This window comes from Aquimarina acroporae (assembly GCF_023195925.1).
In the GTDB taxonomy this organism is placed as follows: domain Bacteria; phylum Bacteroidota; class Bacteroidia; order Flavobacteriales; family Flavobacteriaceae; genus Aquimarina; species Aquimarina acroporae.
This window is the reverse complement of sequence record NZ_JALPRE010000020.1, coordinates 14,047-35,619: the sequence shown is the minus strand read 5'-3', so window position 1 is coordinate 35,619 and position 21,573 is coordinate 14,047. Positions and strand designations below refer to the sequence as shown.

The 21,573-nt window shown below is 34.7% G+C and carries 19 protein-coding genes; 12 read left to right on the top strand and 7 right to left on the bottom strand.

The window, feature by feature from the left end; genetic code table 11:
* Positions 1-12 precede the first annotated feature (12 nt).
* The gene (locus tag M0D21_RS21630; RefSeq protein WP_248333414.1) at positions 13-1,623 is read left to right on the top strand and encodes an Ig-like domain-containing protein; all 1,611 of its coding nucleotides are present in this window, start codon (positions 13-15) and stop codon (positions 1,621-1,623) included.
* On the opposite strand, the gene M0D21_RS21625 is transcribed toward M0D21_RS21630, so the two are convergent.
* Together M0D21_RS21625 and M0D21_RS21620 are read right to left on the bottom strand one after the other, a co-directional pair.
* Positions 1,610-2,398, bottom strand: a complete 789-nt coding sequence (locus tag M0D21_RS21625; RefSeq protein WP_248333413.1) for an amidohydrolase — start codon at positions 2,396-2,398, stop codon at positions 1,610-1,612. The two genes, M0D21_RS21630 and M0D21_RS21625, sit on opposite strands and share 14 nt — an antisense overlap.
* Before the next feature lie 43 nt (positions 2,399-2,441).
* Entirely contained in the window at positions 2,442-3,077 is a 636-nt protein-coding gene (locus M0D21_RS21620) for a MarR family winged helix-turn-helix transcriptional regulator (RefSeq protein ID WP_248333411.1), read from the bottom strand.
* Between the two features lie 117 nt (positions 3,078-3,194).
* Between M0D21_RS21620 and M0D21_RS21615 the strand changes: the two genes are divergently transcribed.
* The 9 genes from M0D21_RS21615 to M0D21_RS21575 all read left to right on the top strand — a co-directional run bounded on the left by M0D21_RS21615 (position 3,195) and on the right by M0D21_RS21575 (position 13,847).
* On the top strand, positions 3,195-5,549 hold the full coding sequence (locus M0D21_RS21615) for a TonB-dependent receptor (RefSeq protein WP_248333409.1): 2,355 nt from the start codon (positions 3,195-3,197) through the stop codon (positions 5,547-5,549).
* Positions 5,550-5,719: 170 nt separating this feature from the next.
* The gene (ileS, locus tag M0D21_RS21610) at positions 5,720-9,124 is read left to right on the top strand and encodes an isoleucine--tRNA ligase (RefSeq protein WP_248333406.1); all 3,405 of its coding nucleotides are present in this window, start codon (positions 5,720-5,722) and stop codon (positions 9,122-9,124) included.
* A 4-nt stretch (positions 9,125-9,128) separates the two neighbouring features.
* Positions 9,129-9,515, top strand: a complete 387-nt coding sequence (locus M0D21_RS21605; protein WP_248333404.1) for a TraR/DksA family transcriptional regulator — start codon at positions 9,129-9,131, stop codon at positions 9,513-9,515.
* Positions 9,516-9,656: 141 nt separating this feature from the next.
* A complete protein-coding gene (locus tag M0D21_RS21600; RefSeq protein WP_248333402.1) occupies positions 9,657-10,190 on the top strand; it encodes an RNA polymerase sigma factor in 534 nt (177 codons plus the stop codon).
* Positions 10,191-10,194: 4 nt separating this feature from the next.
* Entirely contained in the window at positions 10,195-10,986 is a 792-nt protein-coding gene (locus tag M0D21_RS21595) for a zf-HC2 domain-containing protein (RefSeq protein WP_248333401.1), read from the top strand.
* A 19-nt stretch (positions 10,987-11,005) separates the two neighbouring features.
* Positions 11,006-11,761 (top strand): DUF4097 family beta strand repeat-containing protein, encoded by a 756-nt coding sequence (locus M0D21_RS21590; protein ID WP_248333399.1) that lies wholly within the window; start codon positions 11,006-11,008, stop codon positions 11,759-11,761.
* Between the two features lie 37 nt (positions 11,762-11,798).
* Positions 11,799-12,512, top strand: coding sequence for a DUF4097 family beta strand repeat-containing protein (locus M0D21_RS21585; RefSeq protein WP_248333397.1), 714 nt, complete (start codon positions 11,799-11,801; stop codon positions 12,510-12,512).
* Positions 12,513-12,567: 55 nt separating this feature from the next.
* Positions 12,568-13,191 carry a DUF4097 domain-containing protein gene (locus M0D21_RS21580; RefSeq protein WP_248333395.1) on the top strand — a complete coding sequence of 208 codons (624 nt, stop codon included), beginning with the start codon at positions 12,568-12,570 and terminating at the stop codon, positions 13,189-13,191.
* A 50-nt stretch (positions 13,192-13,241) separates the two neighbouring features.
* Positions 13,242-13,847, top strand: a complete 606-nt coding sequence (locus M0D21_RS21575) for a lipoprotein signal peptidase (RefSeq protein ID WP_248333393.1) — start codon at positions 13,242-13,244, stop codon at positions 13,845-13,847.
* Between the two features lie 4 nt (positions 13,848-13,851).
* On the opposite strand, the gene M0D21_RS21570 is transcribed toward M0D21_RS21575, so the two are convergent.
* From M0D21_RS21570 to M0D21_RS21550, 5 genes are all read right to left on the bottom strand, one after another.
* Positions 13,852-14,253 (bottom strand): response regulator, encoded by a 402-nt coding sequence (locus M0D21_RS21570; protein ID WP_248333391.1) that lies wholly within the window; start codon positions 14,251-14,253, stop codon positions 13,852-13,854.
* A 61-nt stretch (positions 14,254-14,314) separates the two neighbouring features.
* Positions 14,315-14,884 (bottom strand): 5-formyltetrahydrofolate cyclo-ligase, encoded by a 570-nt coding sequence (locus M0D21_RS21565; protein WP_248333388.1) that lies wholly within the window; start codon positions 14,882-14,884, stop codon positions 14,315-14,317.
* Positions 14,877-15,857 carry a succinylglutamate desuccinylase/aspartoacylase family protein gene (locus tag M0D21_RS21560; RefSeq protein ID WP_248333386.1) on the bottom strand — a complete coding sequence of 327 codons (981 nt, stop codon included), beginning with the start codon at positions 15,855-15,857 and terminating at the stop codon, positions 14,877-14,879. Before M0D21_RS21560 ends, M0D21_RS21565 begins: the two co-directional genes overlap by 8 nt.
* A gap of 4 nt (positions 15,858-15,861) precedes the next feature.
* On the bottom strand, positions 15,862-16,734 hold the full coding sequence (rimK, locus tag M0D21_RS21555; protein WP_248333384.1) for a 30S ribosomal protein S6--L-glutamate ligase: 873 nt from the start codon (positions 16,732-16,734) through the stop codon (positions 15,862-15,864).
* The gene (locus M0D21_RS21550; protein WP_248333383.1) at positions 16,734-17,249 is read right to left on the bottom strand and encodes an ATP-dependent zinc protease family protein; all 516 of its coding nucleotides are present in this window, start codon (positions 17,247-17,249) and stop codon (positions 16,734-16,736) included. The genes rimK and M0D21_RS21550 overlap by 1 nt, the downstream gene beginning before the upstream one ends.
* A gap of 81 nt (positions 17,250-17,330) precedes the next feature.
* On the opposite strand from M0D21_RS21550, the gene uvrC reads away from it, so the two are divergent.
* Together uvrC and M0D21_RS21540 are read left to right on the top strand one after the other, a co-directional pair.
* Positions 17,331-19,133 (top strand): excinuclease ABC subunit UvrC, encoded by a 1,803-nt coding sequence (gene uvrC, locus M0D21_RS21545; protein WP_248333381.1) that lies wholly within the window; start codon positions 17,331-17,333, stop codon positions 19,131-19,133.
* Positions 19,133-21,415, top strand: coding sequence for a patatin-like phospholipase family protein (locus tag M0D21_RS21540; protein WP_248333380.1), 2,283 nt, complete (start codon positions 19,133-19,135; stop codon positions 21,413-21,415). The genes uvrC and M0D21_RS21540 overlap by 1 nt, the downstream gene beginning before the upstream one ends.
* The last annotated feature ends 158 nt before the right edge of the window (positions 21,416-21,573 follow it).

Genomic DNA, 21,573 nt, shown 5'->3' with positions numbered 1-21,573 from the left:
GGCTTAGGAGATATGAATAAAAGATTAAGTTCAGTATTATCTGTTTTTATATTATTAATCTTGGTAATAGGTTGCGCTAAGAAAGGTTCTATTACCGGAGGTGAAAAAGATGAAACTCCTCCTGTTTTTATCAAGGCTTTCCCACCCAATTTTTCAACCAATTTTACTGGAGATGAGATTCGCATCTATTTTGATGAATATATTAAGCTGAAAGATCCACAAAAGCAAATTATCGTTTCTCCGCCAATGGATCCTAAACCAACCATTACTCCGCTAGGAGGTGCAAGTAAGTTTATAAAAATAAAATTTCTGGATACTCTTTTAGAAAATACCACCTACAGCATAAACTTTGGAGAAAGTGTAGAAGACAATAACGAAGGTAACACCTATCCTTTTTTCAGATACGTATTTTCTACCGGTGATTTTTTGGATTCTCTTTACATAAAAGGCACTATATCTGATGCTCTTAAAAATGAAGTAGAACCTAACATTACAGTTGCACTTTATGAAGTAAATGAAACGTATACCGATTCTGTTGTCTTCAATACAGTACCCAGATATGTAACAAATACCCTTGACAGTACTTTTTTCGATTTGTATAACCTAAAGGAAGGGAAGTTTAAACTTATCGCTCTTAAAGACAAGGCGGCTAATTACTTATATGAACCAAAACAAGACAAAATAGGGTTCTACAATGAAATAGTCTCTTTACCAGAAGATACTGCTAAAATTTTTAATTTGAATATCTTCAAAGAAACGCTTGACTTTAAAGCATTACTCCCTAAACAGGTTTCAAAAAATGAATTCTTCTTTCCTTTTGAAGGAAAAAAAGATAGTATGAAAATTAAACTTCTTAGTGAGGCTCCAGATACTCTAAAAACCAGAATTATTGCAGATAAGGAAAAGGACACCTTACATTACTGGTTTAAGCCTTTTTTTGAAGCCGATTCGTTGCTATTTGAAGTAACGAACTCCAAAAACTACAAGGATACTTTAGTCGCCAGGTTTAAAGATCAGTATAAAGACTCATTACAACTCACAGCTTCGGGATCTACACTAGCGCTCAACAAAAATTTTGTTTTCTCTTCAAATACTCCCCTAGATGTTATTAATGAAGAATTGATTGCTCTAACAGATAAGGACACAGTAGATGTACCTTTTTCTATTAGTTTAGATACACTAAAAAATGAAGCAGAGTTAAATTTTGAAAAGCAAGAAAGCAACTCGTACCGATTACAGCTGTTACCCAATGCTGTAACAGATTTTATTGGCAATGTGAATGACACGATCAATTTCACCTTCAGAACCAAGAAATTGGCCGATTATGGAACCATATTCCTAACCTTACAAAACATCGATTCTTATCCGGTTATAGTTCAGCTAACCAATGAAAAAGAGGATGTAATTCTGGAAAAAATTGTTACCAATAATGAGGTATTGACTTTTGATTATTTAGACCCTGCGAAATATTTGATACGAGTAATTTTTGATCGCAATAATAATGGCGAATGGGATCCTGGTAATTTTTTAAAAGGAATACAACCTGAAAAAGTTAGTTACTTCCCTGAAATAATTGATGTTAGAGCCAATTGGGAAATTAAGCAGACCTTTATTTTGGAGTGATTTGAAAAATATCTGCATCCTTTAAAAACGGCAATTTTTCTCTTGTTTTTTCAATATGAGACTTATCTAAAGTAGCATGTACTACAGCTTCCTTCTCAATAGGGTTTTCTGGTAGCACTGAATACCCCAAAACATCATAAATTGCAGTATGCCCATTGTACTCATATCCTTTCCCATCTAAACCAACCCTATTTACCCCAATACAATAACACATATTTTCAATCGCCCTGGCTTTCAACAAACTATCCCAGGCATTAACCCTTGGTTTAGGCCAACTAGCCACATACAATAAAACATCATAATTATTAGTATTTCTGGCCCATACCGGAAATCGTAGATCATAACAAACCTGAAGTTTAATCTTCCACCCCATATAAGAGACCACAACTTCATTATTTCCCGCAGTAAACACCTCCTGCTCCTTCGCCAAAGTAAAGAGTTGATGTTTATCATAATACTCTAATTCTCCATCTGGAAACATAAATACAAATCTATTGTAGTATTTATTTTCTTCTTCAATAATCAAACTCCCAGCAATCGCACAAGCTTTTTTAGTTGCCATTTCTTTCATCCAGCTTATGGTATCACCTTTCATAGATTCTGCTACTTCTTTGGCATTCATGGTAAAACCAGTGCTAAACATTTCTGGTAATACAATGAGGTCTGTTTTTTGGGATATAGCATTTATTTTTTTAGTAAATACAGAACGATTTTCTACAGGATTTTCCCAAGCCAAATGAGATTGTATGAGTGTGATATCTAGAAATTGTTTCATGGTCTAAAATTAGCAAAATATAGTAGTTCACAGGCACTTTTAATCATAAAGAATACTTTTCGATTATAGCGGCAAAATCCTTTTCTTCAGATAAGTAAATCGGATAATGAAATTCGTCCAGTTTTTTTAATATTCTCAAAAGCGTTATCTGCTCACTATTCGTTAAATTACCACTTACCATTTTAGCTGCCTTATGAGCTTCAGAATACGCTTTCATGATATTTTCTTCTCCAAATTTTGTCAACCTTAATAGTTTACTCCTTTTGTCATCAGGATTAGGAAACTGTTCTATAATCGAGTTTTTTAACAAGCGTTTTATCACCTCCATTCCCGATGATTTGTCATATGCCATTTTTCTGATAAGTTCTGTTTTACCAATAGGACCAGCGCCATGAAGAATCGCTGTAAACGCAAAATCCATATCTGTAGCAAAAGGTAGGTCAACCATAGCAGATTTAATATATGTATTAGAATACCTGCTCATTCTACCAATATGCGCAGCTATTTCTGCCTCAATACTATGACCTGTTATTTCATACTTTTCTGTAGAAACAGTACTATCCATTCGTTTGAAAAGCCAGTTTGAAAAGGATTTTAGTTGAATATCCTTGTCCTTTCGATCCTTCACAAACTCTCCCGTAAGATCGATCAGTTGTTTTATTAAGCTATAAATTTTCATTAGAAAAAGTGCTTTTTAACACTAAATTATAATTAATTATTACTATATAATACTTTTTTGTTTAATATTTGCCTAGATATTTTAAACAAAAATTCATTAACCCTCAAAAAGTTGATTATGAATATCAAAAATACTGTTTTAGCGCTTTCTTTACTATTTGTTTCCTATATGAATGCCCAAGTATATGGAGAATTATCTGGAAATGTTACCGATCAAAAGGGTCAACCCATTCTTGGGGCTTCAGTTTTTTTGGAGAATACCCAAAAAGGGGCACAAACCGATTTTGACGGTAAATACAGGATCGAAAACATTACACCGGGTTCTTACAATCTTATCGTGAGCTATGTTGGATTTGAAACACAAACAAGATTTAATGTGATTGTACGATCTAAAGGAACGCCTTCCTATAATTTTGTTCTTAAAGAATCTGCAGAGGCATTAGACGAAGTTGTGATTAGTAATGCGAATAAGATAAGCCGACCTAAAGAAACTCCATTATCTACACAATCCTTATCGGCAGTAGAAATTGCAACCTATCCTGGGAGCAATAATGATGTTGTTCAAGTTGCTCAAACTTTACCTGGAGTTGCTCCTTCAATAGGAGGGTTTCGAAACGATTTAATCATAAGAGGGGGCGCTCCCAATGAAACTGTTTATTATCTAGACGGAATGGAAGTTCCTAATATTAATCACTTTAGCACCCAAGGAAGTGCTGGGGGACCAGTAGGACTAATTAATGTGTCATTTATAGACAATGTAACACTATCTACCTCGTCTTTTGGAGCTCAGTATGATAACCCATTATCGGGAGTATTGCAGTTTAGTCAACGTAACGGAAACAGTCGGAACTTAAGTGGAAATTTTCGAGTAAGTGCTAGTGAAGCTGCATTAACGCTAGAAGGTCCCCTTTTTAAAGGTAAACAAGAAGAAGCAAAAACAACCTTTTTAGTATCGGCCAGACGTAGTTATTTACAGTTTTTATTTGAGGTAATAGGTCTTCCTTTTAGACCTAACTACTGGGACTATCAATATAAAATAAACCACAAAATTGATAGTTACAATGAGATATATCTTACAGGTTTAGGATCTATAGATGATTTTTCTGTAGAAGCTCCCGAGGATTTTGATGCAGAACAACAAGCACAATTAGAACAGGCTCCATTTATAAACCAACGTACCAATGCCATTGGATTGTCTTGGAAAAAACGATTCAAAAATGGCTCTGGATTTATGGAAACCACTTTGAGCAACAACACATTGGTCAATGAATTTACCAGATACGAAGATCCAGAAAATGAAACCGGAGTTATTTTTAACAACGATGCCACCGAATCAGAAACCAAACTTCGATATCAAATCACAAAATTTCTAGGAGACTGGAAACTTACTGCTGGATTTAACACACAATATTCTGATTATAATAACGAAACCATAAACCTCACCGACAACAACTTTTTTAATACAGAAATAGATTTTTACAAATATGGAATGTTTACCAATGTGACAAAATCCTTTCTTAATGACAAACTTGACCTTTCTTTTGGTTTTAGAGTAGATGACGATAGTTTTACAGAAGGTAACGACCTATTATCTACATTCTCACCCAGGTTGTCATTATCTTATGAATTCAAGGAAAACTGGAGATTAAATGGCTCATTGGGAAGATATTACAAATTACCTCCATACACAATACTTGGATTTAGAGATAATAACGATATTCTGGTAAACAAAAATGTAAAATACACATTAAGCGACCATTATGTACTTGGCATACAACACTATTTCGGACCTTCTTCCAGCATTTCCCTGGAAGGGTTTTACAAACAGTATGATGATTATCCGGTATCAGTTTTGGATGATGTATCTCTGGCTAACAAAGGAGGGGATTTCGAAGTGCTAGGAAGCGAAGATGTTATTACAGCCGGAAAAGGAAGAAGCTACGGGGTAGAACTCCAGTTTCAACAAAAACTTACCAATAATTTCTATGGCATCTTTGCGTACACCTGGTTTTATAGCGAATTTACCGGACTCGATAGAGACCTATATTTACCTTCTGTCTGGGATAGCCGTCACTTAGTTTCATTTACTGGTGGATACAAACTCAAAAAAAACTGGGAGATCAGTGCTCGATATAGATTCGCAGGAGAAACTCCTTTCGTACCTACCGATCTTGACGCAACTTTGGCCAATTACCCTGAAGTAATTCTAGACTACGATAGATTAGGAGAAGAAAATCTAGATATCTTCAGTCAACTTGATTTACGAATAGATAAAAAATGGAATTTCAAAAACATTTCATTAGATGTATTTGTAGAAGCACAAAACGTTCTAGGACAAAAAACTCCTCAACCTACCCAGTTTGGATTAAACAGAAACTCTAACGGAGATATCATAGAACCAAGAAGTTTGACACCAATACCAACAGACTCGGGACAAATAATTCCCAGTATTGGAATCGTAGTAGATTTTTAAAATTTAACCGTGATTTTATCTAGGTAGTTTTAAAGCCTAAGTTATGGAACATCAAAGAGTTTGTTAAAAATTTTAATTACACTCTATTTATTTTAGATCATTGCCCAATTTTGTCGTATCATTTTACAGAAAATCCTTATTTTCGCAAACTTAATAGAAAGAACGACAAAATGAGCACGAAGTTTCCTGAATATAAAGGACTTGACTTACCAAAACTAGCTGATGAAATACTAGCTTTCTGGCAACAGAATAACATATTTGATAAAAGTATTAGTGAGCGTGATGGAGCAGAACCGTTTGTATTTTTCGAAGGCCCGCCTTCGGCAAATGGGTTACCTGGAATTCATCACGTTATGGCGCGTGCTATTAAAGACATTTTTTGTCGTTATAAAACCCAAAAAGGATTTCAGGTTAAGCGAAAAGCAGGGTGGGATACCCACGGTCTTCCAGTTGAACTTGGAGTAGAAAAAGAATTGGGTATTACCAAAGAAGATATTGGAAAAAAAATCACCATAGAAGAGTATAACGAAGCTTGTAAAAAAGCAGTAATGCGCTATACTGATATATGGAATGATCTTACCCAGAAAATTGGGTATTGGGTAGATATGGATGATCCTTATATCACCTACAAACCAAAATATATGGAGAGTGTTTGGTGGTTACTTTCTCAAATTTACAAGAAAGGACTGCTTTATAAAGGATATACGATCCAACCATACTCTCCAAAGGCTGGAACGGGATTAAGTTCTCATGAGCTTAACCAACCAGGAACTTATCAAGATGTTACAGACACTACGGTAGTTGCTCAATTCAAAGCTAATACCGATACATTACCTAATTTCCTTAAAGAAATTAACGGTGATATTTATTTTCTTGCTTGGACCACCACTCCATGGACCTTACCTTCAAATACGGCACTAACGGTGGGCCCTAAAATTGATTATGTGGTAGTAAAAACCTTTAATCAATATACTTTTGAACCCGTAAATGTGATTCTAGCCAAGAATTTGGTAGGAAAACAATTTGGAGGAAAATTTGTGCAAGCCGAAACTGAAGAAACACTAAACGAGTTTAAACAAGGAGATAAAAAAATTCCTTACTTGATTTTAAACGAGTTCAAGGGAATCGATTTAGTCGGTATTCGTTATGAACAACTTATAGATTACGTTCAACCATATCATAATCCAGAAAATGCTTTTAGAGTAATTTCTGGTGACTTTGTTACTACCGAAGATGGTACTGGTATTGTACATACTGCCCCTACTTTTGGTGCAGATGATGCTATGGTGGCCAAATTGGCCACTCCGGAAATCCCTGCAATGCTGGTAAAAGACGACAATGACAATTTGGTTCCACTGGTAGACTTACAAGGAAAATTCACAAAGCATGTTGGTGAATTTGCAGGTAAGTATGTAAAGAATGAATATTATGATAATGGTGAGGCCCCAGAGAAATCTATAGATGTTGAACTTGCTATTAAACTTAAAACAGAAAATAAAGCCTTTAAGGTTGAAAAATATGTGCACAGTTATCCAAACTGTTGGCGTACCGATAAACCCATCTTGTATTACCCTCTAGATTCTTGGTTCATAAAAGTTCCTGAATTTAAAGATCGTATGCACGAGCTTAATTTAGGTATTAACTGGAAACCTAAAGCTACCGGAGAAGGAAGATTCGGAAACTGGTTGGCAAATGCCAATGACTGGAACTTATCAAGATCTCGTTTTTGGGGTATCCCTCTTCCTATCTGGAGAACCGAAGATGGTAAAGAAGAAATGATCATAGGGTCGGTTGAAGAGTTAAAAAATGAAATGGCTAAAGCTGTAGATGCTGGAGTTTTAGAAAAAGACCTCTTTTCAGATTTTGTAGTTGGGGACATGAGTGAAGACAATTATGAGAAAGTAGATCTTCATAAAAATGTTGTAGATCAAATCACCTTGGTTTCTCCATCAGGAAAACCAATGAGAAGAGAAAGTGATTTGATCGATGTATGGTTCGACTCTGGATCTATGCCTTATGCACAATGGCATTATCCATTTGAAAATAAAGAAAAGGTTGAAAACGGAGAGAAAAAAGCCGATTTCATTGCAGAAGGAGTAGATCAAACCAGAGGTTGGTTCTACACGCTACATGCTATTGCCACTATGATATTTGACGATGTAGCCTACAAAAATGTAGTTTCCAACGGACTTGTACTAGACAAAAACGGTCAAAAGATGTCTAAACGTCTTGGCAATGCGGTAGATCCTTTTGAAACACTAAAAACATATGGTCCAGACGCTACCCGCTGGTATATGATAAGCAATGCTAACCCTTGGGACAATTTAAAATTTGATTCTGAAGGTATTGCAGAAGTACGTAGAAAGTTTTTCGGAACATTATACAACACCTATTCGTTCTTTACGTTATATGCCAATATCGACAATTTCTCTTATGAAGAAGAAGATATTACGCTAGCCGAGCGTCCTGAAATTGATCGTTGGATTTTAAGTGAATTGCATACCTTGATCAAAAATGTAGATGCATTTTATAACGATTACGAACCTACAAAAGCTACCAGAGCAATTTCTAATTTTGTTCAGGAATATCTAAGTAACTGGTTTGTTCGTTTAAGCCGAAGAAGATACTGGAAAGGAGATTATCAAAAAGATAAAATATCGGCCTATCAAACTTTATATACTTGTATGGTAACCGTTGCCAAATTAGGTGCTCCTGTTGCCCCATTCTTTATGGATAGACTTTATAAAGATTTAGTAGCGGGAACAGGAAAAGAATCATTTGAAAGTGTTCATTTGGCTCATTTTCCTGAATATGATGAATCTTATGTTGACAAAGCTTTAGAACACAAAATGCAGAATGCTCAAACCATTTCTTCATTAGTGCTTTCTTTACGTCAAAAAGAAAAAATCAAAGTAAGGCAACCCTTGCAACGCATTATGATACCGGTTCTAAATCAGACTGAAAAAGAAGAGATAATTGATGTTGCAGATTTGATTAAGAGCGAAGTCAATGTAAAAGAAATTGAGCTCTTAGACGATGCTTCGGGCATATTAGTAAAACAAATTAAGCCAAATTTCAAAACTTTAGGCCCTCGATTCGGGAAAGATATGAAGTTGATTGCCAACAAGATACAATCGTTTGATCAAGAGGCGATAAAAATTCTTGAACAAACTGGCAGTTTTGATATAGAAATTAATGATAAAATTGTTACATTAGGTACCGATGATGTAGAAATTAGCTCTCAAGATATAGAGGGTTGGTTGGTTGCTAATTCAGGTTCTTTAACGGTAGCGTTAGACGTCACTATAACACCAGAGCTCAAAAAAGAAGGTATCGCCCGAGAGCTTGTAAATCGAATCCAAAACATGCGTAAGGATAGTGGTTTTGAAGTGACAGATAAAATAGAAATTGTTTTCCAGGAAAATGAAACTGTTCAAGAGGCAATTACAACCAACGAAGCATACATTAAAAATGAAACCTTAACCGAGACAATTGAGTTTTCTTCAGATGTAATAAATGGTACAGAAATTGCGTTTGATGACATTGCAACCCAATTGATAATAAAAAAACATTAAGAGTATGGCAGGAGATATCAAAGTAAGGTACAGCGATTCTGATTTGGAAAAATTCAGAGATATTATCGTTGAGAAAATGGAAAAAGCGCAAAAAGATTTGGAATTACTAAGAAGTGCCTATAAAAATGACGGGAACAATGGTACTGATGACACTTCTCCAACATTTAAAGCTTTTGAAGAAGGCAGTGAAACTATGTCTAAAGAAGCAAACACACAACTTGCTATAAGACAAGAGAAATTTGTTCGTGATCTCAAGAACGCTTTGTTACGTATAGAAAACAAAACGTACGGTATTTGTCGTGTGACCGGAAAATTGATTAATCCTGAACGACTAAAATTGGTTCCTCACGCAACATTAAGTATCGAAGCTAAGAATATGCAGAAACGATAAGAATACAAAAGTATTCTTTCTATAGTATAGAATCGACCTCAAAGGTTTTAAAACCTTTGAGGTCTTTTTTTTACCTTGTATGTAACCTTTTTAAAAAACACAGGTATTACTAATAGAAACTGACCAAAAAAGACTAACATCTTGAAAAATTTAAGTGATGAAGAGTTAATGATTCTGGTATCCAACGGTAATTTGGACATGATGAGTATTCTATTTGAAAGATATCACATTCGCATCTTTAATTTCATAGTAAAGATGACCAGAGACAAAGAAGTAAGCCAGGACATTACTCAAGAAGTTTTTTATAAGGCGATTAAGTATAGAACTTCTTATAAAAATGGAAAATTTTCATCTTGGATATACACCATCGCAAGAAACATATTTTCTGATCATTATCAGAGGCAGAAATCATCGGCTCAACGATTAGATGATATCACATATAAAACTGAAAGTCAAACTGAAGATAATATTGATAAAATTGAAACAAACGAACAGTTACATAAAGCGCTTAACCAACTAAGTAAAAGCGATAGAGAATTGGTAGTTATGAGTCGATATCAGGGTATTAAATATCAAGAAATTGCAGAAATAACAAATTCTACTACTGGTGCAGTTAAGACAAAAGTACATAGAGCTATACACAAATTAAAAGATCATTATCTCCAAAATATTTAAAACGATGAATTGTAAACAAATAGAAGATCAGCTTATAGAGTATATAGATGGAAATCTAGATGACAAAACATCTCAACTCATCGAATCTCACATTTCTAGATGTGAGAATTGTAAAAAGGCCTTGATGGAACTTCAGGAAGTTTTTACAGCCATCAAAAACGAACCTCAACAACTCCCAGATGAAAGTTTGAAGTTAGATTTTGAGACGATGTTACAAAAGGAAAAAGAACTACAAGATGATTCTAAAGTGGTATCACTATCTAGAGTCTCCAGAAATACCTGGAAAACTCCATTACAGATCGCTGCGACCATAGCATTAATGTTTTCGGCATATTACTTTGGAACGCTTCAAAACAATGAATCTTTATCTCAGGAAATGGCTGTACTACGAAAAGAAAAAACACAAATGAAAGAAGCAATGACCATTTCTCTAATCGAAAACGAATCGGCTAGTAAACGACTGCAAGCAGTAAACTATGCTGAAGAGTTTGAAAAGCCAGGAAATGAAATTCTAAAAGCTTTAATCACCAAAATGCATTATGATGACCATATTAATGTGAGACTAGCTGCTGCAGAAGCACTCGCAAAATTCTCAGATAACGAGATGGTACGTAAAGCATTAATAGATGCTCTGGATATGGAACTAGATCCGAGTATGCAAATTGAATTAATTCAAATATTAGTTTCTATAGAGGAAAAACGCGCGGTTCCGTCTATGGAAAAGTTACTTCAAAATGAAGAAACCCCAAATTATGTGAGAGACCAGGTAAAAATTGGTCTTCCGAATCTAATTTAAAAATCAAAAAACAGAACAGATGAAAAAAATAATAATCTTAAGTATCTTATTCTTAACTGCGGTACAGACAAAAGCACAAAATTACACACAGTCACTACAAGGAGTTAAAAAGGTTAAAATTAGCTCAGAAAGCGATGTAAAAATAGAAGCGCACGACAAAAATGAAATCCTAATACTTGGAGAAGGACGTGAAATGCCTGAGCGAGCAAAGGGCTTAAAAGCAGTTTATGCTGGAGGGAGTGATAATACTGGCATAGGTATATATGTTAAAAAAGAAGGGGACATTTTAGCTGTTCGTAATCTAAAAGGTATGCATAGCGATGGACTCTCAATATACCTTCCTAAAGATGTTAATGTTAGTATTGAACGAAGTAACCTTGGGAGTATTTTTTTAAAAGGGTTTTCTTCAGAAATTGAAGCATCTACCAATGTTGGAGATATTAACATGACAGATGTTACAGGACCTATCGTAGCTCGAACAGCTACGGGAGTAGTTAATGTTGTTTTTACCAAAGTTAGTCAGAGCTCCCCTATATCTCTAGTTTCTTCTACAGGAGCTATCGATGTAGCCTTACCATCGGGAACACCAGCCAACCTTTCCTTAAAAACAAGTATGGGAGAAATTTATACCGATTTCGATATCAAATTTCCTGAGGCAGATAAAGACATGAAAATTGTGGCAGGAAAAAGAACCGTAAACACCAGCATTAATAATGGCGGTGTAGATATAAGTCTAAGATCATCTACTGGTAATATTTACCTTAGAAAAAAATAAAAAGAGGTCAATCATCAATTAATCAAAAAACGAAAACATGAAAAATGTACTCACTCTAGCAGTATTATGCTTTATCACGCTACAAATACATGCTCAAAAAACAATTGAAAAGGAAATTAGCACATCTGCTGATCTGGTAAAAGTTGAATTCAAATTTGCAGACGATATCAATATTAAAACATGGGATAAAAATGAAGTTTATCTCAAAGCAGAAGTAAGTGTTAATGATGGAGAATATGACGATTACTTTACGCTAAAAGTAAACAATACTTCTTCGGTATTGGATATCAAATCAGATTATGGTGATTTATTTGACAAATGGAAAAAAGAAGGAAAATCTAACAAGAAAAACAATTGGGGGCCTTGTAACAACTTCGATATTGATGCCAACTACACACTTTATCTACCTAAAAATTCAAAACTTAAAGTAAAGAGTATCTCAGGAAGTGTTGCTTCAGAAAATTATCAAGGTAAGTTAATGGTTGATATTATTAGCGGAAACATAGACATCAAAAACTACGACGGTGATTTAGAGCTATACACCATAAGTGGTGACATAGATATACATATCGCAAAATCCAGATTAAAAGCAGAAACTATTTCCGGAATGATATATTCTGACAAAGAATTAGAATTTGATCAAGGAAAAAATCGAATAGTTGGGAGCAAAGTAACTGGTACTTTTGGTGATGTAAGAAGCGATTTACATCTCAAAACAATAAGTGGTAGTATTTTTATCAGAAAACAATAGTATATTAGTAAAAGCAGATGTTTCATAGTAAAAAGAATTTGGCTACTTTCGAAGTATGAGGTGGTCAAATTCTTTTTTTTTACTCTTTACAGTATTGAGCACTCCCATTTTAGGGCAATCTACTTTTGACAAAAGTATTGATGCTACCGGAATTGAAGAAGTGATCATTGTTTTAGACAATATTTTTCAAATTGACATCACAAATACTTCAAAAGACAAAATTATCTATAATGCGATCTCGGAAGGAGAATACAAAGACAACATTCTCATTAAATCACATCGAGAGCATAAAAAGTTGATCATTCAAGACGATGTTCAACCATTTTCAGACAATTTTAATGACAAACTTAGTGCACACAAAGTAATTGCTATTAAAGCCACATTTAAAATCCCATCTCATCTTAAAGTAACTGTACGCTCTGATTATGCTTCCTTAAATAGTAGAGGCCAGTTAAAAACGCTCTTTGTAGAACTTAAATCTGGTGATTGCATGCTTGACAACTTTACAGGAGATGCTACCATCAATACTTTGAGCGGCGATATTAAAATAACAACAAAAAATGCCGAAGTAAAAGCCATCACAAAATTAGGTAAACTAAGATCTCAAAAAATTACCGGATTACATAAAATAACCTTAAACTCTATTAGCGGAGATATAAGTGTTTATAAAACAAAATAAAACACTATTTTTGTCCGTCTCTTTTAATACCGATGTAAACAGATACATGTATGTCTATTAAGAAATCTATTTTAGTTATAATTCTGGTTTTGTTGATTGATCAAATCACAAAATTTTACATTAAAACTCATTTTGCTCTTCATGAAGAGGTAAAAGTCTTTGATTGGTTTCGCATTGTATTTGTAGAAAATAAAGGAATGGCATGGGGAGTTGAGCTCCCAGGAAGTTATGGCAAATTGATCCTTACGCTATTTAGACTTGTCGCAATTGGCGGAATAGGATATTGGCTTTATGACTCTGTACGTAAGAATAGCCCAATGATTCTTACCTTTTGTATCGCTCTTATTTTTGCCGGTGCTTTTGGGAATATTGTTGATTCGGTATTTTACGGAATGTTATTTGAAGAGAGTACCAAAACCAATATTGCAGCGTTTTTACCTGAAGGTGGTGGATATGAAACCATATTCTACGGTAAGGTAGTTGACATGATTCAGTTTACACTTTATGATGATGTACTGCCCGACTGGATTCCTTTTTGGGGAGGAAAACACTTTTCATTCTTCGATCCAGTATTTAACATTGCCGATTCTGCCATTAGCATAGGAGTGTTTTTGTTGATTGTTTTCAACAAAAAGGCATTTCCAAAAAAGCTATAAAATTTTATCTAAATAATCTTTCAAAATCTTCAGATTGAAGAGGCTTGGTAATGTAGTCTGACACTACATCTATCGCCTTAGCTCGATTGATATCTCTATCATCTATAGATGAACTCACTACATACAAATCGATTTTATCCTGTAATTCATTTTTGATTTTCGAAAACTCAGTTAAGAATTCCCAACCATCCATTACTGGCATATTTAAATCAAGAAAAATAACCTGAGGGACATCTACCGTTTTTGTTTCTTGTATCGAAGCTTGAAAAAAATCTAATGCTTCCTTTCCATTATTGAAAACCATCACAGACTCTGAAAGTCTTTTAATTTCAATAATCTTACTCACTAAATTTATGTATATGCTATCATCATCGATAATGCAAACACTTTCAATATTTTGGGACATTTTATAAAAATTAGGAACTTCTAATATAGGGTAAAGAATCCTTGAAATCAAAAAATGTTAGTTAACCCTCAAAATTGTACGTTTTTAACGGAGTAACACAAAGGTCTAGACGTATATCTTCAGGAATAATGCCTTCTATCTGCTCTTCAGCAGTAAAAAAGGAAAGACCTATTTTTAGTGTTTCTGGCTTACAACTGGCTAGAAATCGATCATAAAATCCCTTTCCATAACCCACTCTGTTTCCTAATAAATCAAAAGCTAGTAGTGGTATAAAAACTACTTCTATATGTTCATTTGGGATAGGGATTCCTCCATCGGGTTCAGGAATTCCCAAGGAATTTACTTTCAGTACTGTGGCGTCGGTAAGCAAAAAATTTTCTAGAGTATTGTTACGAAAATTACTCTTAGACACCACTACATTTTTGTCTTTTCCCTGAAGAATATGAAGAATAAATTCAGTATTGATTTCCTTTTGCTTTTGTATCGATAAAAAAAGATGAAAAAATGATTTTTCCCAAATTGGCAGCTCAAGTAAATTGTTGGCAATTTTCATACTTTTTTCATTAACCTCATCTTCACTTAAGCTATTTCTAAGCGTTTTATACTTTGCCCGAAGTTCTTGCTTATTCATCCTCTAGCTCTTTTGTAATTCTAAAAATAGCATCTCCTTTATACACAATTGGGGCTTCATTTACATTAATAACATAGCCTTCGTTACTTGCTTTGACAACGTGCCTCATTTTACCATATGGATCTGTAATCGTTGCCAAAATCTCCCCTTTTTCTACGTGCTTACTCACAGGAACTTTAATATGCAAAAGACCACTGTATTTGGCTCGCATCCAAAAACTCTTTTTAATTATGATGCTTTTTGCATTTACCAAAGGTTCTTCAAAATTGGGATGCAACATTTCAAAATGTTTTAAAATTCGCATTACTCCCTTTACCCCTTCTACTGCTACATCTCTACTACTGTTCTGAGATTTTCCTCCTTCAAAAAGCAAAATATCTATTCCCTTTTTTGCACAGGTAGCTCTGTACGACCCCTCCAGATTTTTAGAATACAATATAAATGGAGCATTAAATACTTTGGCAAATTTTACTAAATGTTCGTTTTTAGGGTCTACTCTAATATGTGGCGCATTAAATCTGCTTGCTCCACCAGTATGAAAATCTAAACAAAAATCGGCAGCTGGAAGAATCTCATTGATAAATTGATACGCAAATCTAGTTGCCAATGAGCCATTTTTGGTACCGGGAAATACCCTATTCAAATCTCGTCCATCAGGAAAAAATCGATCCATATTTAAAAACCCAAAAACATTTAAAACAGGAATACAGATAATACTTCCTTTTACAGGTTTATTGATCTTCTTAGCAATAATCTGTCGTACCACCTCAACACCATTAATCTCATCTCCATGAATACCTGCTGTAATTAAAACCGTGGGGCCAGGAACTTTAGATCTTTCAATAATAATAGGAATCTCTACTTTGGTAGAGGTATATAGTTTTGCAATATTAAAATTAATGGTAGTACTTGTTCCTAAAGGAATTTCGTTACCCAGAATGTTAAGTATATGCGTATTTTCTTTCTTTGTCATGTGCCTACAAACTTCTTTCGATATATTTAATAATCGCCTTTGCAATATCCTTACCCGTAGCAGTTTCTATACCTTCAAGCCCGGGAGAAGAATTTACTTCAAGAATAAGCGGTCCTCGATTACTTTGCAGCAAATCTACTCCAGCGACCCCCATTTTCAAAGCTTTTGCAGCCATAATTGCAGCTTGCTCTTCATGCCGAGTCAATTTAATTAATGAAGCGGTACCTCCTCTGTGTAGATTCGAACGAAACTCTCCTTCTTTACCTTGTCTTTTCATTGCTCCAACCACCTCTCCATCAACCACAAAAGCTCTTACATCTGCACCTTTGGCTTCTTTAATAAATTCTTGTACGATAACACGAGCCTGTAAACCATTAAAAGCTTCTAATACAGACTCTGCTGCTGTTGTAGTTTCAGCTAGCACAACTCCCAAACCTTGTGTTCCTTCTAGAAGCTTAATGATCAAAGGAGCGCCTCCAACATGTAAAATTACTTCAGAAACATCTTTGGAGTAATTGGTAAATACGGTTTTTGGAAGCCCCAATCCCGCTTTTGATAGAATTTGTAAGCTTCTGAGCTTATCTCTAGATTGAACGAGCGCCTGAGATTTTAAAGTTGTAAATACATTCATCATCTCAAATTGCCGTACTACCGCTGTACCGTAAAACGTAATAGACGATCCTATTCGAGGAATAACCGCATCTACATGATCTAATCTTCTTCCACGATAGTAAATTTCTGGTTTTTGTCTTTCTATTACAATATCACAATTAAGTGGATCTATAACCTGTACATTGTGTTTACGCTTTACCGCTGCTTGAACAAGTGCATTGGTAGAATACAAATTTGCACTTCGCGACAAGATTTTGATATTCATTATAATTTTTGATTATAAGACTGATTTTCTAATTGAGGATCGACCAAAAATTTTCCACTTAAAAACCTACGACTAATAAGAAGAGGAAACCGCATATCATCACCCGGAGATAGGTTTAACGTAATAGGATATGTCTTTTCGAAAACTACAATCTGGGTTCGAATTGCATATTTTACCTCAACTTGACCATTGTTACTTTTAACCGCTGAAATATCATAATTTTTAAAAGTAAACCTCTTTCTGTTGTATTCAGGATGCATAGCATCTAAAAAACTACACTGTAATGTTTGATCTATTTCTCTTATATCGACGCAGTGAATAGAAGAAGTATAGGCTCCCGTATCGATCTTAGCATCGATATCTTTTAAATCAAGTAGTGGTAGGTCTACTTTATCAGTTCGGCCAATTATTTTCTTTTCTTCCTCCAAAAAAACAAAATTGGTGTTGGGACTACTAATGTAAGAAAAATCGAGTTGTATTGCATAGTTCAACATATTTTTAATGTTTCTTATCATTTTTACATGGTTTTTAACAAAATTTAAACCCAAAACTTCTATGTTACAATTGAGGTAAACTATTAACTTTACCTTTGGAATATGCAACAAGCCTCTTTAGACATACAGATTAAAACTCTCCCCACTTCACCAGGAGTATATCAATACTATGATAAGGACGACAAATTACTCTATGTAGGGAAAGCCAAAAACCTTAAAAAAAGGGTTACTTCTTATTTCACCAAGAGTCATGATAACTACAAGACTAAAGTTTTGGTGAAGAAAATTAATTCGATAAAACATATTGTTGTCGAAACTGAAACCGATGCGTTATTATTAGAAAACAATCTTATTAAAAAATATCAACCCAGGTTCAATATCATGCTTAAAGATGATAAAACCTATCCCTGGATTTGTATTAAAAAAGAGCGTTTCCCAAGAATTTTCTTAACGCGAAATATGATTAAAGATGGCTCTGAATATTTTGGACCCTATACCTCTGTTAAAACTGTACATACGCTGTTAGATCTCATCAAAGGGCTTTATCCTTTACGAACTTGCAACTACGATTTGTCACAGGATAAAATAGATAATGGTAAATATAAAGTTTGCTTAGAATACCATCTGGGAAATTGCAAAGGACCCTGTGAAGGCCTACAGGAGGAAAAAGAATATAATGATAACCTAAATGCCATACGGCAAATCATAAAAGGAAACTTTAAAGATTCTTTGGCTGGTTTTAGAAATCAAATGGTGAGTCATGCAGAAAAAATGGAGTTTGAAGATGCTCAAAGAATCAAAGAAAAAATAGGAATTCTAGAAAGCTATCAGGCTAAATCTACTGTGGTTAACCCTAAAATAAGCAATGTAGATGTGTTTTCTATTATCTCTGATGAATCCTTCGCCTATGTGAACTTTTTACAACTTTCTTATGGGGCAATTATAAGATCTCATACCACCGAGATTAAAAAGAAGCTAGAGGAAACAGATAAGGAAATTCTTGAGTTTGCAATTATCGAAATAAGACAACGATTTGGTGTTACCTCTAAAGAGATTTATGTTCCTTTTAAGGTAGATGTAGGTGAGTATATAAAAATTACAGTTCCACAATTAGGAGACAAAAAGAAGATCGTAGATTTATCGTTGCGAAATGCAAAATATTATCGTCAGGAACGTTTCAAACAAATAAAAATCATTGATCCGGATCGTCATGTGAAACGATTAATGGCTCAAATGCAAAAAGATTTAAGACTCCCTGAAGAACCCAGACATATCGAATGTTTTGATAATTCAAATATTCAGGGAACTAACCCCGTAGCTGCCTGTGTAGTTTTCAAAAACGGAAAACCAAGTAAGAAAGAGTATCGAAAGTTTAATATCAAAACGGTAGAAGGACCTAACGATTTTGCTTCTATGGAAGAAGTGGTATACCGCAGATACAAAAGACTTCTTGACGAAGAACAACCTTTACCCCAACTCGTGATTGTCGATGGAGGAAAAGGACAACTCTCTTCTGGACTTAAAGCTCTTGACGCTCTAGGTTTAAGAGGAAAAATAACCATTATAGGTATTGCAAAACGTCTTGAAGAAATTTATTATCCAGGGGATTCGATTCCGTTATATCTAGACAAAAAATCTGAAAGTCTTAAAGTAATTCAACATTTAAGAAATGAAGCACACAGATTTGGTATCACGTTTCACAGACAAAAACGAAGTAAGTCTGCATTAAATACAGAACTTGATGCCATACCCGGTATTGGAGAGAAAACCATTGTTGAATTGCTAAGGCATTTCAGATCAGTAAAAAGAATTCAAGAAGCGACCAAAGATGAACTTATACAAGTTGTAGGCGATTCGAGAGCAACCAAAGTATATAATTATTATCTTTCAAAAAAAGAGCCTTAGTGAAACTAAACTTCACATTAAGAAAAAACCTCACCAGAATAGTATACCTCACACTACTATTTTCAAGCTCTTTATGGTCGCAAAACACCAATGTTCCTGAAAACAATGAGGAAATTGATATGAATGACCTCGAAGTAGGTCTCGTATTAAGTGGTGGCGGTGCCAAAGGGCTGGCTCATATTGGAGCGTTGAAAGTTATTGAGGACGCCGGAGTAAGAATAGATTATATTGGTGGTACCAGTATGGGGGCAATTGTTGGCGCCTTATATGCTTCTGGATACAGTGCAAAAGAATTAGATTCTATATTCAGGTCTGTAGACTTTGACACTTTTATACAAGACCAACTTCCGCGCGATGCTAAAACTTTTTATGAAAAAGAAGACTCAGAAAAGTATGCTGTAACACTACCATTTGATAAGTTTAAAGTTGGATTGCCAAAAGGACTGTCTAAGGGACAAAATTTTTACAATCAGTTTTCAAGGTATACCGCTCATGTCAATGACATTTCAGACTTCAGTAAACTCCCTATCCCTTTTTTCTGTATGGCCACAAATATTGAAACTGGGCAACAAGTGCTACTCGACAAAGGATATTTGCCAGAGGCTGTAGCTGCCAGTGGAGCTCTTCCTTCTATTTTTAATCCTATTGAAGTTGATGGCATTTTAATGACAGACGGAGGTGTTTCAAATAATTATCCGGTCGAAGAAATAAAAAGAAAAGGAGCCGAAGTTGTTATCGGTATCGATGTTCAAGATACCTTAATGCCCCGTGATCAATTAAATTCTATTACCAATATCATGTTGCAGATAAGCAACTTCAGAACCATTAAGGCTATGAAGGATAAGGTTGCTGACACCGAAATTTATATAAAGCCTTCTATTATGGATTTTTCGGTAATGTCATTTGACCAAGCCGATGAAATTATTGCTAGTGGTCAAAAGGCAGCGTTTTCAAATTATGAAAAATTAAAAACCATCGCTAAGCTACAAAAGACCTCCAAACCCAAGAAAAAAGTACCTAAAACAGAAGAAAATTTACTTATAAGTGGTTTAACCATTACAGGTAATACTAGATATACCAGAGCATACATTAGAGGAAAATTAAAGCTTAAAACTCCAAGTGTAACAACCTACAAGAAGTTAAACGAAGGTATCAATAACCTTTCTGCCACAGGAAACTTTGATCGGGTAAGTCATAAACTGATAGATACCAAAGAAGGGAAAGAACTTGTTCTTAATGTGAAAGAAAGTGAAAATAAAATGCTACTACGTTTTGCATTGCATTATGATGACCTGTACCAAACTGCAGCTCTGGTCAATGTAACCCGAAAAAGCTTGTTTTTTAATAACGATGTTCTTTCACTTGACGTTGCTCTTGGGGATAATATAAGGTACAATCTAGATTATTATATCGATAAAGGATTTTATTGGAGTACTGGTTTAAAATACAGATACACCAATTTCAAAAAAGCCTTTGATTTTGCATTTATCGGCCAGTTTGGTGAAATTCCCAATTTGGGCATTAATACCATAGATATCGATTATACCGATTTTAATCTTCAAGCCTATGCCGAGACTTTAGTACGGCAAACTTTTTCTGTAGGATTGGGAGCAGAATATAAAAGACTTAGAATTATTTCTGAAACTTTTGGTGAAGACGAGAACCAAATTCCTCGAACAGTATTCGAAGATAGCGATTACTGGAGTGCTTTTGGATACATCAAATTTGATACCTATGACAATAAGTATTTTCCGAAACGAGGCATTTTGTTTGAAGGAGATATTCATTCATATCTCTTTTCTTCAGATTTTACCAATAGTTTTAATGAGTTTTCTATAGCCAAAGCGCAATTAGGATATGCAACGCCACTTTTTAGAAATACATCACTCATTTTGAGCATGGAAGCCGGAACCAAAATTGGTAACGCAGCCATTAATTCTCTGGATTTTCTTCTTGGTGGATTTGGAGCTAGAACCATTAATAACTTTATTCCGTTTTATGGGTATGATTTTCTGGGAATCACAGGGCGAAGTTTTGCAAAAGGGCTTATTACTATAGACTACGAGCCTTTTAAGAAAAATCATTTCAATGTATCGGCAAATTTTGCCAACGTTGGTAACAAATTATTTAGTACCGGACGCTGGTTTGAAGATCCTGAATTTACAGGATATGCCCTGGGATATGGTTTAGACACTTTTGCAGGACCGGTACAAATAAAATATTCATACTCCCCAGAACTAGATGAGAGCAACTGGTTCTTCAGCATCGGTTTCTGGTTTTAAGGAATTATACTCCCAAAAAATAGAAATATTTACGATATTTGTAATGTTATGAGTTTGTTTTGGCAGGATTTATTACTACTGTTACATTACCTTATTAAGCGAAATCCTGAATAAGGCAGATTTCCTATGTATATCGCTTAACAAAAAGTTCAACAATA

Bases quoted from the DNA above. Each gene is read 5' to 3' on its own strand.
- M0D21_RS21580 (WP_248333395.1), top strand. From the start codon at position 12,568: ATGAGGTGGTCAAATTCTTTTTTTTTACTCTTTACAGTATTGAGCACT.
- M0D21_RS21620 (WP_248333411.1), bottom strand. From the start codon at position 3,077: ATGAAAATTTATAGCTTAATAAAACAACTGATCGATCTTACGGGAGAG.
- M0D21_RS21550 (WP_248333383.1), bottom strand. From the start codon at position 17,249: ATGATAAGAAACATTAAAAATATGTTGAACTATGCAATACAACTCGAT.
- M0D21_RS21615 (WP_248333409.1), top strand. From the start codon at position 3,195: ATGAATATCAAAAATACTGTTTTAGCGCTTTCTTTACTATTTGTTTCC.
- M0D21_RS21565 (WP_248333388.1), bottom strand. From the start codon at position 14,884: ATGAATAAGCAAGAACTTCGGGCAAAGTATAAAACGCTTAGAAATAGC.
- M0D21_RS21595 (WP_248333401.1), top strand. From the start codon at position 10,195: ATGAATTGTAAACAAATAGAAGATCAGCTTATAGAGTATATAGATGGA.
- M0D21_RS21630 (WP_248333414.1), top strand. From the start codon at position 13: ATGAATAAAAGATTAAGTTCAGTATTATCTGTTTTTATATTATTAATC.
- M0D21_RS21590 (WP_248333399.1), top strand. From the start codon at position 11,006: ATGAAAAAAATAATAATCTTAAGTATCTTATTCTTAACTGCGGTACAG.
- uvrC (WP_248333381.1), top strand. From the start codon at position 17,331: ATGCAACAAGCCTCTTTAGACATACAGATTAAAACTCTCCCCACTTCA.
- M0D21_RS21570 (WP_248333391.1), bottom strand. From the start codon at position 14,253: ATGTCCCAAAATATTGAAAGTGTTTGCATTATCGATGATGATAGCATA.
- M0D21_RS21575 (WP_248333393.1), top strand. From the start codon at position 13,242: ATGTCTATTAAGAAATCTATTTTAGTTATAATTCTGGTTTTGTTGATT.
- M0D21_RS21585 (WP_248333397.1), top strand. From the start codon at position 11,799: ATGAAAAATGTACTCACTCTAGCAGTATTATGCTTTATCACGCTACAA.
- M0D21_RS21605 (WP_248333404.1), top strand. From the start codon at position 9,129: ATGGCAGGAGATATCAAAGTAAGGTACAGCGATTCTGATTTGGAAAAA.
- M0D21_RS21625 (WP_248333413.1), bottom strand. From the start codon at position 2,398: ATGAAACAATTTCTAGATATCACACTCATACAATCTCATTTGGCTTGG.
- M0D21_RS21560 (WP_248333386.1), bottom strand. From the start codon at position 15,857: ATGACAAAGAAAGAAAATACGCATATACTTAACATTCTGGGTAACGAA.
- rimK (WP_248333384.1), bottom strand. From the start codon at position 16,734: ATGAATATCAAAATCTTGTCGCGAAGTGCAAATTTGTATTCTACCAAT.
- ileS (WP_248333406.1), top strand. From the start codon at position 5,720: ATGAGCACGAAGTTTCCTGAATATAAAGGACTTGACTTACCAAAACTA.